The sequence below is a fragment of the Christiangramia crocea genome, assembly GCF_022410465.1.
Classification (GTDB): domain Bacteria; phylum Bacteroidota; class Bacteroidia; order Flavobacteriales; family Flavobacteriaceae; genus Christiangramia; species Christiangramia crocea.
In genome coordinates this window covers 90,557-103,859 of record NZ_JAJSON010000015.1, presented here as the reverse complement: position 1 = coordinate 103,859, position 13,303 = coordinate 90,557, and the positions used below count along the sequence as shown (strand labels likewise).

The following is a 13,303-nucleotide window of genomic DNA, read 5'->3' as shown; positions in this document are numbered from 1 at the left end:
TATTGGTGACCTTTATTCCGGCCATCAGCCTTTGGTTACCAAATCTATTTGAATAAAAATAACAATAATGAACATGAAAAATTTATTCTTTTTAATTCTTACCATTGGATTTGTGGTCTCCTGCAAAAATGAAAACGATTCTAAAAAGTCCACCAAACTTCCTACTGAACCATTCAAAGACACTATCAGTAATTCACAGACCTATGCAGAAATTTCAGTAAGAAAAGGTGGTTCATGGAAAGAAAATAATTATATCGGAGGAAAATATGAAAATGTTAAAGAGCTTGAAGTTCCAAAGAACCACACTGATCATTCTGGCTTTATAAAATATGAAGGCCCGGGTTGGGAGAACCAGAATGTTGCCTATAGGTTATATCTGGACTGGCGCAATGCCATCGATATATTTGGAAAAAGAGTTGATACGCTGGTTTTACCTTTTGTAGGACAAGATGATTTTGGTTCCTACCATGAAGATGCTGAGTGGGGATTAGATATACTTAAAGCCGGTAAATCTTTGGGAATTGGAGGGTTTGGACGTTTTATGAATGACACCGTAGCCCATTTCAGAAATGTGGAAAATACTACGGCAACTATCAATAATTTAGAGAGCAGTTCTTCGGTAGATATTTTTTATGAAGCCTGGACTACCGGTAATGAAACCATTGATCTGGAGGCGAAACTGAGTATTTTTCCTGAAGGACTTTATACCAAAGTAGAGCTTTTTCCTTCCAAAGAAATTGAAGGACTTGCCACCGGAATAGTAAAACATGTACCGGAATTAATCAAGAAACAAAGCGATAATAGCAAATGGGCATACATAGCTACTTTTGGCGCACAAACTCTGGTTAATGACACAGATAAATTAGGTATGGCTGTTTTTTATAATACTGAACAACTGGATAAAATTGTAAATGGTGAAAATGATCACTTGGTAATTTTTAAACCAACTACCGAAAAAATAACCTACTACTTTCTTGGAGCCTGGGAGCAGCAAAAAAATGGTATTGCGACAAAAAAAGAGTTTAATAAATATTTGATTAAAACTCTGAAATACCTAGAATCAAATAACATTGAGAATAATTAATGCAGTTATAAATATGAAAAGAATAGCCATCTTTACTATCGTCTTTTTTTATGTCACCTCCTATGCTCAAAATTATAGCAAGGAGGTTGTTAACCTCTGGGATCAAAAAAAACCACCTTTTAATAAAGAAAACATAGAATTTAAGGAGACAGTAGATTCTACAGGAAGACGCTTTAGTAAAATTTCCGATCCCGTATTATATATCTACAGAAAAGATAGCCAAGAATCCAAGGGTCCGACAATTTTATATTATCCAGGTGGAGGCTATGCCATTGTTAGTATAAAAGATGAAGGAGAGAGTCGGGCTAAACGGTTCTTAGAAATGGGATTCAATATTGTAGCTATACTTAAATATAGGCTTCCTGATTCCTGTATTGTTTATGAACAAGAGAAAGTGCCATTAGCTGATGCTCAAAAAGCTCTTTCATTATTACATCAAAATGCAGAAAAATGGGGGATTGATGAAAACAAAATTGCGGTAATGGGTGGATCTGCTGGGGGCCATTTGGCCTCCTCTTTAGCTAACTTGAAAGATAGTATAGTTGCACCTGGAGTAAAACCTGAAAATTTGTCTCATGCAGTATCAATACTGATGTACCCGGTAATTTCGTTTAACTTACCTTATAGACACAAAGGCTCCTATAAAAGATTACTAGGTCAAAAATCAGAAAATCAATCTTTCCTAGATTATTATTCCATGGAAAATCAAGTATCTGAAAACACTCCTCCTACTTTTCTGGTACATGCTAGAGATGATAGTTCTGTCTCATATCAAAACAGTATAATCTACAGAGATAGCCTAAAAAAATACAATGTTCCATTTAAATATATTGAATTAGAAAAGGGAGGTCATGGATTCGGGTTTAATTTTGAAAAAACTGGCGGGGTGGATTGGACTATAGAGTTAGAAGACTGGTTGTATAAAAATACAAGCCTATTTGAAAATGCACATTCCACCAAAGAGAACAGAAAATTTGAATAGGTATTCGATCAGAAAGAACTACCGTGGTTGAGAACGCAAGTCTCACCACATAAAATCACATATCACATAAAAAACCCTGATAATAAAAATATTAACAAGGTTTCATTATAGGCTATAACCTTTCCAGTAGCCTCACCAGGTACGCAACCCTTTGAATTTTTGAAGCTCGCTAAAGCCCCTATTTTAGCTTGAAAGTATCATAAAACCTCACTATTCGCCTCAGGTTCAAAAGTTTCATGGAGTACACTCAAGTTTAATGAAATACAAATAAATTCAAAAAATGTCGGCACCCCGTCGGCACCCATTTTATTTTTTTAATACCTTTAAGTGGTTTCAAATGAGTTTACTATGGCTACCGTTAAATTCTTCATTAAGGGTAAATCAAATCCGGCTACGATATACCTCAGATTTGTCGCTGGCCGTAAAATCGACCTTAAACATACCACCTTTAAACCTATTGATCCGACTCACTGGAACCGAAAATCCGGAACCATTAAAAGAAATGCAGTATTTGAAGACCGATTAAAACTTGAAAATAATCTTACGGATCTCAAAGGCGAAATACTTAAATGCTATCGTATGGACTTTGAGCAAGGGATCTTAATAGATGCCGACTGGCTGAAAACTGTCATCATCCGCTTTTATAAACAGGATCAAAACTTAAAAACTGAATTCTTAATTGATTTTGCCACTTACCACCTGGGCAATTTACCTAATAAGATCCAGAAAGATGGAACTACTGGAGTAAGTAAAGCTACTATCCAGAAATACGCAACCAACCTTAAAAAATTAAAAGCCTTTGAAAAGTATAAAGGCAAACGATATTTAATCTCTCAGGTAAACATGGAATTTCACAGGGAGTTTATAGCTTATTTAAAAGAAAAACATCACCTCAACTACAACAGTATTGGGAAATACCTCACTATCATTAAAACAATATGCCTAGATGCCTATAGAACACATGGATTAAAAATAAATGATGCCATTTTAAACGGGAATTTCAGAGCCACTAAAGAAAAGACAAACTTTATAACCTTGAATGAGGCCGAAATAGAAAGGATATTTGAAAAGGATTTGAGTTCTACTCCATACCTAGAAAATGCTAAGGACTGGCTAATTATTGGAGTTTGGATAGGCGCCAGGGTAAGCGACCTATTAAGGCTTACAAAAGATAATATTAAAGGAGAATACATAGAATACACCGCCAAAAAAACCGGACAAAAAATCGTAATGCCTTTGCACTGGCAAGTTTCCGCCATTCTGGATAAAAGAAATGGAAATTTCCCTCATGCTATTAGCTCTCAAAAATTCAATGATTATATAAAAAAGGTTTGCAGTGAATCTGGAATCAATGATATCGTTCCGGGCACCAAAAGAGAAATAATCGGAAAAACTAAGGACGATAAAAAAATCTGGAGAAAGAAGGCCGGGGAATATAAAAAGAGTGATTTAGTAAGCACCCATATTTGCCGAAGATCCTTTGCAACTAACCATTATGGTAAACTACCTACTCCGGTAATAATGAGCGCAACAGGGCATAAAACTGAAAAAATGCTTTTGAATTATATAGGTAAAGCACCTAAAGATAATGCAGATATTTTAGCCGAATATTGGAAAAAAGCCAAACAAAACGGGGAAACCAAAATGGAAGTAATTAAAACAGCCCAATAAAATGGATATAAACCAACTTACCAAGCTATATTCAATAATTCTCACCTTTATTATAAAGAAGAAAGGAAGTTATAAGAACAGCTTAAAAAGAGAATTTCTAGTAAAGCTCTCTTAAAGGCTTATTATTTCAAAATTGTACAAATGAGTAATGATATAGAATTACAAAGAGACCAGGCCAAATTAAGGAAACGGAATCGAGAATATTTGGAAAAATTTGTATCTGAATATTTTGAATCTGCCTATTCAAAAATTTCTAGCAAATATGAAACCTTATTGCTTTCAGAATTATTTGATCCTGAAGATTTACAAGAAAAAAGAAAATTTTTAAAAGATCATTTTGCCAGAATTAAAAAAGAGCGACCGCTATTCTACGATTCACCTTATCATTTTTTCTCCAGTATCAAGGTCGAAAATGGAGTTTTCAAATATTGCATTGATGAAATACTTAGAAATACGAATGATTTAGTTAATGAAATATACCCTACATTGGATATTAAAACGGGCCAATCTGCATCTTTCCAATTTTTTACAGGAAGTCTTAGAACCTCAGCGGAAAAAGTTTATCTAAAAAATTTATTAGAGGTGAATTCTATTACTTTTAATCCTGCTGTTTTTAACTGTATTAAAGTTCAAGAATTTTTTGAATTGTCACTATACAAAAATTGGCTTTCGAGAATTGAAGATTGTAAACCTCAATTAAGCTACATTTATAAAAGACTTAAAGGCAGTGGAAGTTACATCGAAACAAATGATCCAGGCTCCATTATTTGTACTAGTAAAGTATTTATGAATTATTGGAATTCATTAAACCACCCCTTTAAAATAGAGGAGCGAAAAAATTCTAACATTTCACTCCATAATGAGCCGGGGTTTTCTCATAAGTCTAATTTTGACGCTTTTCTTCAAGATTTTTTGACTAGGAATGCATAAATAAATCTATCCTCTTTTATCCTTTATAAATCCTCTAATTTTCCTCTAATCTTAATGGAATAGGACTAAATACTTTTACAGTGTTTAACTTAAAATACTGTTTAAGAAATGGGAAATATCACACAACTTCACGAAACCACTCCAGAAGAATTAACCGATATTATTCTTAAAGGAGTAGATGCACGAATAGATGAACTCAAAAAGAATTTTCAGCCAAAAGAACCTGAAGAATTTTTAACCAGGCAAGAGGTTTGTAAATTGCTGAGCATCTCTTTTGGCACTCTGCACCAATGGGTAAAAAAGGGAATACTCGAACCACTTACTAAAGGCGGTCGGGTGTATTATAGCCGGAAGAAAATTATAGAAGATTTATATAATTCTAATCCCAAAAAATAATGGAAAAGGATAAAATGGATTTTACTGGTATATGGGTACCAGTGGAAGTTTTAGAATTGAAATGTGTTTCAGGAAATGAGCTTTTGTTACTATCCTATATAATTGGATTAAGCAATAATAATAGAGGATGTTACGCTACTAATAAACATTTGGCTGAAAGATTGGGTTTAAGTAGAGGTCGTATTTCAGAAATGATAAGCTCCCTTTTCAATAAAGGTTTAATAACATATAAGATATATAAAAGTGAGGGCAATAAGAGATCTATATTTCCTAACCTTGAGACCCTTTCTGAAAAATCCGTAAACCCAATAAAAATTAATGGCTACACCTATATGGGGAAAAATGTAAACCCTCTAACCGAAAAGGCAAAACATAATAATAAAGTATATAATAAAGAAGAAATTAAAGAAGAGAGAGGAATTTCTCACATTGAGTATTTAAACACTTATTGTTCAAAAGATATTCAAAATTGGAAGAAAGAAAACGAACATAAGTTATTCAATAAATTGGAGTTTTACGAGGCATTTAATAATGATATGATCCTTGAGAGCACAAAGATGAATGAAAAATTATTTTTTAGGTTTAAGAAATATGCTCGAAACTGGATAATTAGACAAAAACCTAGTGATAGACCGGAACCTAGACCACCTTGGTTGAGGAAATTTGAATAGGGGCATAGGGGTAAAAACATCTAGAAATTTCATTAAAGTACATCGCCACTCAATCTAAATTTTACTAGGAGCCATTTTTTAAGGGGGGGGTATGAAAAATAAATAGTCAAAAAACAGTATTCACTACTGGGGGCTTTATATATAAAAAGATTTTTATCTTATTACTGATCTTGCAAAAAGCTTAAAACTGTCTTTATACAATTCATTTTCTGGTAAAAGAATATATTTGATTTGATATTACGAGTTGGCAAAAATTATAAACACATTTGAGTACTAATAATTCCTTATCCCTCAAAAACTTTTATCCAACAGATTTATTCTACAAATGGAAAAAATTGATTGGAAAAGCTGATAAAAGCGTACAGATATTTACGCCATATTTAGATTCTACTGTAAATAAATTACTAAAATCTGCATCGAACGAGGTAGAAATCGATATTATTACATCTTTAGAAGGTCATAACCTATTTCAAAAAGATTATCAAATCAATGCCTTAATAGAGGCAATAAACAATGGAGTAGCAATTCATAATTTAGAGGGATTACATGCTAAAATCCTAATGGTTGATCATAAGTACATTTCCTTAGGCTCGCAAAATTTCACGAACAGAGGACGTAAAAATAAAGAGGCTGGATTTATAAGCAATGTAACATTCGAAGGGACTAATTTCTTAAATGTTTTAGAAGAATGGTTTTATGAATCCAAGGATGTAAGCATAGAATTATTAGAGAGTTTAAAAGAACATGTAGATGAAAATGAAGATGAAATTTCGGCCCTTAAAAATAAATTCGAAAATGGAATAGATGAAATTCTAACTAATTACTATCAAAAAATAGAGAAAAACAACTCAGTTTATTCAAATCATTATGACCCTATTTTACGGTTCGCTCAAGGTTCCGTCATTGTGAACAAGACTCTACCACCACCAGATTATAACTACTATTCATTTTTCGCAGGTGAAAATAATAATCTCTGTGAATGGATTAAAACCAATGAAAAAGGAATTGAAGAAAAAATATCTTTAGAGGAATATTACTATTATCCAGGATTAAATTATTCCACTATGCAAATGGCATTTATCAGGATGCACACTAGTAGAATAACTTTCATAAGAACTAATTTCAATTTTTTTGAATGGCGTGAAATAGAAATTGGAGGAGAAGAGTTTGAAATAGAATTTAACTTTCTACGGTCAAAAACGAAAAAGTCAAACATCAAGTTCTCTTTAAGAAATGATAATAAAGGTAAAGGAGATTTCTATTATTTGTTTAATGGTAAAGAATTTAAATTAGTAAAATATAAAAATGAAAAATTTAAAAGCTTTATAGAGGATGGTCTTATTTCCAACGAATTTCTGACTTTTTTAATTAAACCAGAAAAATTCAAAACTCCATGGGGCCACCCAGCGGAAATTGAAAAGCTTTTACCTAAAGATCAATATGAAGTGAAAATTATAGAGCATGTAGATTGTCCTGTACTTATCTTCAATGATAGATTATAACTTTTGCCAACATCGGTTAAGCGCAAATAGCGGGCTTAGTCGAAAAAGTGTATTTTAGATACCTAGTAAATAACAACAAAGCCGACAAGAACGTGTCCCTACTCCACGCTACTTGCCTCAACCAAGACCGTTGTAGCGCATTTTTCAAACTATGATAGAATTCCAAGTAAATGATCCGACCTTAGAATCTCAATGGAGAGCTCTAATATTATTCGGTAAAAATTCTGCCACTTATAAATTTGCTTTTGCAAAAAGTTTATTGGAAATCGCTGATAAAGAAACTACAACAGTATCATTGATTGATTTAGCAGAACCATTTTCAAGGCACATTACAGAACACTTAAAGATTAATGATAAACAAGGTAGTTCAAACTCTAGCAATTTTTTAAATGCATGTAGAAGTTTTAATGATGGTAAACTTAAGAAGGATGCCTTAATTACTATTACAGAAAAATTAGGCTTCGTAAATGTAGTTGACGCCTTTCAAAATATAAACGGAGGAAAAATCCCTAATTTATTTTACGAGAAAGATTTCAAAAACGGGAATAAAAATATTGTAGTAAGAGATGAACTTTTGAAATTGAAAGAAAGTTACCATTTTCAAAACTTCGATTCCGAAGTTGAAGCAAGATGGAAACTTGTTGAGACTGCCTGGAATTTGGAAATTAATCCAAACATATTAGAAGTACAATACGATGACGATTTAGATTTTCTTTTCCTTGAAAATAACATAATGAGAAGAAAATCTATTACTTCTGCAAGAAATGCTTTAAACGGATATCAAAAAGGAAAGTGCTTCTATAGCAATAACAACATTTCATTACAATCTGGAAACATTGATCTCTGTCATGTTGATCATTTTTTACCACATGTAAATAAACTCCAACACATCAAACATTCAGCAAATATTAATGGAGTATGGAATTTGGTTTTGGCTCATCCAACAATAAATTCTATTGGAGAAAAAGGAACAAAAATACCTACAGTGGAATATCTTCAAAAACTTTATAAAAGAAACGAATACTATATTGATAGTAAACATCCTTTAGGAGAAACTATTGTAAATCAAACTGGAAAAACAAAAGAATCCAGAAGAAGATTTTTACAAAAACAGTATGATGTAGCATTAGAGAATTCTATTTTAACTTGGTCTCCAAAAGATAAACTTGACAATAGCATTTAATGAGTGTGTTTGAAAAAATCCCAGAAGAAAATAAGTTATATAAAGGAAATAACTTTTTCCTTATTTATGATCGCTATCCTGTATCACCGGGCCATATTCTAATTATTTCTAACAAAAAGAAAAGTGATTATTTCTCTTTATCAGATGAAGAGAAATTAGAATTGCCAGATTTAATTGATAAAGCAAAAGAATTAATTCAACAAGAAAACTTTCCTGATGGATTCAATATTGGTATGAACTGCGGAGAAGTTGCAGGACAAACTGTAATGCATTTTCATTGTCACGTTATTCCTAGATATAAGAACGATATGGAGGATCCAAGAGGTGGAATAAGACATTGCGTAAAAGGAAAAGGTTATTACTAGAAAAACGCACAACAACAATGGTTAATCGCCAATAGCCGGCACGGTTATAAAGAAAATAATTAACTTGACTAAGAAACCAACACTAAGCCGACAAATCCGCGTCCCCAACTCCGCCAACTGGCGATAACCGAGACCGTTGTGCACAATATATTATATAGTGAAAGAATATATTAACCTATTAGAAACTGGAGAATGGAAAAGGAAACGTCTTGAAATCCTAAATCGAGACAATTTTACATGCCAAAGGTGCGGATTTAATAAATCTAATTTTAAGGATTCAATTGTTTCTTTCATAACTGGAGAATATGAAATAAAAGTTATAAAAGAAGCTTTAATTAATCATTTAGAATTAACCATCCACCAAAATCAAGGAATTAAAATAATTGCCAAATCGAATAAATTAATCCCAGATAAATCGGCATTTATTTTAGTATTAAATTTTATTGATAAACGCTTTAAAAATAAGGAATTTAAGGGGAGTTTAATTGAAGATAAATATTATGGGATAGATGATTATTCCCCAAAAATAAATGTTGAAAATCTTTTAGATAAGGACATAGATAAATACACAATCGATCTTAATGGTGTTTGGATAATAAATCCTCGCAATGATACTCAAGGAGTAATAAAGGAAAAGGAATACTTAGAAATTCACCACAAATGTTATAGAACAAATAAAGAGATTTGGGATCAAGATGACAATGAATATATTACCGTTTGTAATGTTTGTCATAAAATAGCTCACGAAAATTACAAGATCCCATATTACGATGAAAATAATAACATTTTAAACAATTTGATTCCATGCAATAGATGTTATGGAAAAGGATCTTTTCCTGAGTTTAGTCATGTGAATGGTGGCACTTGTTTTCGTTGTTATGGGTCTGGCCATGAAATAATTCAACAGTAATATACTGTGCACAACAGCGGTTCATCTCAAATTCCGGGAAGTTTAGAGAAAATTGTAATTTTAGAAATCAAGAATCTACCCGGTAAACCGACAAGTCCGTATCCCTACTCCCGCAACTTGCAGTAACCGTTGTGTGCAATTTTTTATAGTAATTCAAAAAATATAAACCTTAAGAATTGAAAAAATGTTTATGGTGTAAAAAAAATGAAACAATAGTTTCATTTGAAAAAAAAGCACATACTATTCCTAAATCCCTTGGCGGACAATCCTATAACAATAATGTCTGTGACAGTTGTAATGAATATTTTGGTAATCGAAATAATCATAATGGTCAATATTCAATAGAAGAAGCTTTAAAAGAAGCATTTAATATATCTAGAAAAAGATTTTTAAAAGAAAACCCAAAAAGAAAAGTTGGTAGATTCAAATCAAAGTTCTTTGAGGTTAAGTCAAAAAATGGAAAATATAGTTTAACAATAAAACCATCCTTTAGGTTTTCTGCACAATTCCAAAAAGAACTATGTAGAGCTTTCAAAAGAGGCTTATACAAAATGTTCTTAGAAGAACTTAACAGACAAAAGGATATAGGTTATGAGAAAAAGTTTGATTTTATAAGAGAGTTTGCAAGATATAATTTAGATGATTTACCAATAATTTACTTCAGAAGATCATTTGGTGCATTCCTTATGTTTGATAGAGAAGCAGAAACTCCAGTTTTATATTTTGATAGAATGAAATATTTATGTTCTGATGATAAATTCATAGAAATTGAATTTCTAGGACACGTATTTGGTTTTCCGATTTCATACGTTGATGAAAAAGAATTTGAAGAATATTTGAAGAAGTCTGTAAAAGCAAAAGAAGGTTTTTTTCATGACTTTGTTATGCTTACAAAATTAACAGATATAGATTTGGCTCTTAGCGTTCTTAATGATTAAAACTGAAGATTATATGAACACAAATTTTGATGAAATTGAATTGGAAAAAAATAGATTAAAAAACTTGAAAAACGAATTGATAATTCATTATCATCAAGATGCAACTTTTTATGAACGACGAACGTATATAGCATTTTTCTTGATTTCTGGAGTAGGCTTATATGCCTGTTCCGACCTTTATAATAAAATTGAAAGTATTGATTTATTAAATTCACTTTCAATACTTGCAGGATTTTTTATTGTACCTATTTTATTATCAGTTATATCAAATGAATTTGCCAGAAAGAAAAGTATGGAAAAAGCAGAGTGGTATCAGAAAGGGAATGAAATCTATAGAAAAGGCGCTAGAAAGTATACAAAATTAGAAAATGGTTTTAAGATTGCAATTGGATCTCTTTATCTACTTGGATCAATAGGAGTCGGAATATTATATTATTTAAGTTTCTAATAACTTCACACAACAGTGGTTTACCTCAAATAACGAGTTTAGCTGAAAAAGTGTAATTTTAGAAATCAACAAAGAAAATGGTTCATCAGGCAAATCCGCATCCCTACTCCTGCAATTTGTGATGACTGAGACCGATAACTGCAAGGCTTGAACAAAAGTTATAGAAATTAATGGAAATTTATTTAAAGAATTGGTATGATAAATTTATTCAGGAACTACCAAAAACAAAAAATCTAAGAATTATATCTCCCTTCGTAGGTGAACAAATACTAAGGAAAATAGAGAAGAACTTTAATTTTCAAAATTTTGAATTAATAACGCGATATAATCTACAAGATTTCGCATTGAAAGTTTCAAGTTTAGATGGAATTAAATTTTCTGTTAATAATGGAGCCCATATTTACGGAATAAAAGGATTACATAGTAAAGTATACTTACTAGATAAGAGAGCTGCAATTATTACATCTGCAAACCTTACTAATGGAGGATTGAGAAATAATATGGAATGTGGAATCTACTTAACAGATAAAAAAGTAATAGCGGATCTTCATAACCATTTCAAAGATTTGAAAAATATTGCCGGAAAGAAATTGGAAATAAATGAATGCCTTAAATGGGAAAGTAAACTATCTAATGTTAACACAAGCAAAGGTAAAGCAGCAACCTTACCAGATTATGGTTCAACCAAATCTAATTTTAATAGCTCTATAAATTATTTTATCAAATTTTTTGGAAAAGCGGATAATCGAGTAGAATTAGATTTTCCAGTTAAGGAAGAAATAGATCGTGCCTTATGCCATTATGCTTGCGGTTTTCCAATAAATAAAAAGCCTAGACAGGTTAAAGATGGAGATATTATATATATGGCAAGAATGACTGAGAATCCAAATGATTATGCAATTTTTGGAAAAGCGACGGCTCTAAAGTTTAAAGAAGGGAGAGATATTGCCTCAGATATAGAGAAGCACGAACGTGAATGGAAAAAGAAATGGCCAGTTTACTTAAGAGTTGAAAATCCAATATTTCTTAATGGAACTATGAGCGATGGAATACTACTTTCAGATTTAATGGAAAAGTTTGAATATGATAGTTTCCCTTCAACAAGAAAAAGGTATGATAATGGAGAAAGAGATATAGAAGTAAAAAGATCTTTGATGAGAAAAGCATATACTAGAATTACACATAATTCTGCCAATTGGCTAGATCAACAATTCGAAGATGCTCTTCAAATCACTGGAAAAGTTCCAGGTAGTTTTTTAAAAAAATTACCACAAACGACTACTAACTTAAATGATTGGTAGCTACTATAATTTGACAATAACGGTTCATTGGCAAATAGGCGGCACCGTTAGAAATAAAATAATTAACTTGATCAATAGCCAACACCTCCGCATCCCTTCTCCACCTACTTGCGATAATCGAAACCGTTATATGCAATTATTTATAAACAAAAATTATTATGCAAAAATTTAAAAAGATTAAACTAATAGAATTTGAAGAAATAGAAGATTTAAATGATTTCAGTCCATTAGTACCTAAAAATATAAATTTATTATCATTCAATGAACGAGGAAAAGAAATACAAAATGATAGCTTGAATAAAGATGGTTCAGTTGCCTATTCATGGTTTACAATCTATGATGAAAATGGACTTCAATTAGAAAGGTACAACAACAGTCATTCTCGATATCAACTGAATTATGATGAAAATAATAATTTAATTTCTGAAATATTTCTATCAGATGGTTCAGAACAATTTCGGAAAGAATTTAATTATGATATTGAAAATAGATTGCTTTCCGAATATTATAAAAATGGAAGTGCATTTACAAAAACGCTCTATGAATACGATAGCCAAGGAAATTTAAGGCAAAAACTATTAAAACCGTATAATGGAATCTGTACAACTGAAAGTCACTTTAAAAATGGTCTTTTAACTAGGATTAATCATTATGACCAAGATTATGGAAAATCAACAGGATCCACAAGTTATGAATATGATGATTTTGGTAATACAATAGAAATAAGGAAATTTTTTAGTCCATCAGAAATGACCCATATTGAAATATATGAATATAAATATGATCATAACAATAACTGGACACAGCGAATTCATATTAAGAATAGTGGTTGGAAAATTGTTACTAAACGAGAAATTGAATATTTCCAATAAATTACCGCATACCACAACGGCTCATCGCAAATAGGCGACACCGTTAGAAA

At 31.5% G+C, this 13,303-nt stretch carries 14 protein-coding genes; all 14 read left to right on the top strand.

The features are described from left to right. Positions 1-73: 73 nt before the first annotated feature. Positions 74-1,084: a DUF4861 family protein gene (locus LU635_RS05950; protein ID WP_240097205.1), complete on the top strand. Its 1,011-nt coding sequence runs from the start codon at positions 74-76 to the stop codon at positions 1,082-1,084. 13 nt (positions 1,085-1,097) lie between these two features. Beyond that, positions 1,098-2,066: an alpha/beta hydrolase gene (locus tag LU635_RS05945; protein WP_240097203.1), complete on the top strand. Its 969-nt coding sequence runs from the start codon at positions 1,098-1,100 to the stop codon at positions 2,064-2,066. A 348-nt stretch (positions 2,067-2,414) separates the two neighbouring features. Then, positions 2,415-3,737, top strand: coding sequence for a phage integrase SAM-like domain-containing protein (locus tag LU635_RS05940; RefSeq protein WP_240097201.1), 1,323 nt, complete (start codon positions 2,415-2,417; stop codon positions 3,735-3,737). Positions 3,738-3,878: 141 nt separating this feature from the next. Continuing rightward, positions 3,879-4,667 carry a hypothetical protein gene (locus LU635_RS05935; RefSeq protein ID WP_240097199.1) on the top strand — a complete coding sequence of 263 codons (789 nt, stop codon included), beginning with the start codon at positions 3,879-3,881 and terminating at the stop codon, positions 4,665-4,667. A gap of 108 nt (positions 4,668-4,775) precedes the next feature. Beyond that, positions 4,776-5,063: a helix-turn-helix domain-containing protein gene (locus LU635_RS05930; protein ID WP_240097197.1), complete on the top strand. Its 288-nt coding sequence runs from the start codon at positions 4,776-4,778 to the stop codon at positions 5,061-5,063. Beyond that, a complete protein-coding gene (locus LU635_RS05925; protein ID WP_240097195.1) occupies positions 5,063-5,734 on the top strand; it encodes a helix-turn-helix domain-containing protein in 672 nt (223 codons plus the stop codon). Before LU635_RS05930 ends, LU635_RS05925 begins: the two co-directional genes overlap by 1 nt. Before the next feature lie 266 nt (positions 5,735-6,000). Further along, complete coding sequence (locus LU635_RS05920) at positions 6,001-7,236, top strand: phospholipase D-like domain-containing protein (protein WP_240097193.1); 1,236 nt, start codon at positions 6,001-6,003, stop codon at positions 7,234-7,236. Positions 7,237-7,387: 151 nt separating this feature from the next. Then, positions 7,388-8,419, top strand: a complete 1,032-nt coding sequence (locus LU635_RS05915) for an HNH endonuclease family protein (RefSeq protein WP_240097191.1) — start codon at positions 7,388-7,390, stop codon at positions 8,417-8,419. Continuing rightward, on the top strand, positions 8,419-8,784 hold the full coding sequence (locus LU635_RS05910) for an HIT family protein (RefSeq protein ID WP_240097189.1): 366 nt from the start codon (positions 8,419-8,421) through the stop codon (positions 8,782-8,784). The genes LU635_RS05915 and LU635_RS05910 overlap by 1 nt, the downstream gene beginning before the upstream one ends. A 157-nt stretch (positions 8,785-8,941) precedes the next feature. Continuing rightward, positions 8,942-9,694 carry an HNH endonuclease gene (locus tag LU635_RS05905; RefSeq protein ID WP_240097187.1) on the top strand — a complete coding sequence of 251 codons (753 nt, stop codon included), beginning with the start codon at positions 8,942-8,944 and terminating at the stop codon, positions 9,692-9,694. 176 nt (positions 9,695-9,870) lie between these two features. Then, a complete protein-coding gene (locus LU635_RS05900) occupies positions 9,871-10,632 on the top strand; it encodes an HNH endonuclease (RefSeq protein ID WP_240097185.1) in 762 nt (253 codons plus the stop codon). Between the two features lie 13 nt (positions 10,633-10,645). Further along, positions 10,646-11,080, top strand: coding sequence for a hypothetical protein (locus LU635_RS05895; RefSeq protein ID WP_240097183.1), 435 nt, complete (start codon positions 10,646-10,648; stop codon positions 11,078-11,080). A gap of 170 nt (positions 11,081-11,250) precedes the next feature. Continuing rightward, positions 11,251-12,381, top strand: a complete 1,131-nt coding sequence (locus tag LU635_RS05890) for a phospholipase D family protein (protein WP_240097181.1) — start codon at positions 11,251-11,253, stop codon at positions 12,379-12,381. A 158-nt stretch (positions 12,382-12,539) separates the two neighbouring features. After that, positions 12,540-13,253 carry a hypothetical protein gene (locus tag LU635_RS05885; protein ID WP_240097179.1) on the top strand — a complete coding sequence of 238 codons (714 nt, stop codon included), beginning with the start codon at positions 12,540-12,542 and terminating at the stop codon, positions 13,251-13,253. Positions 13,254-13,303 lie beyond the last annotated feature (50 nt).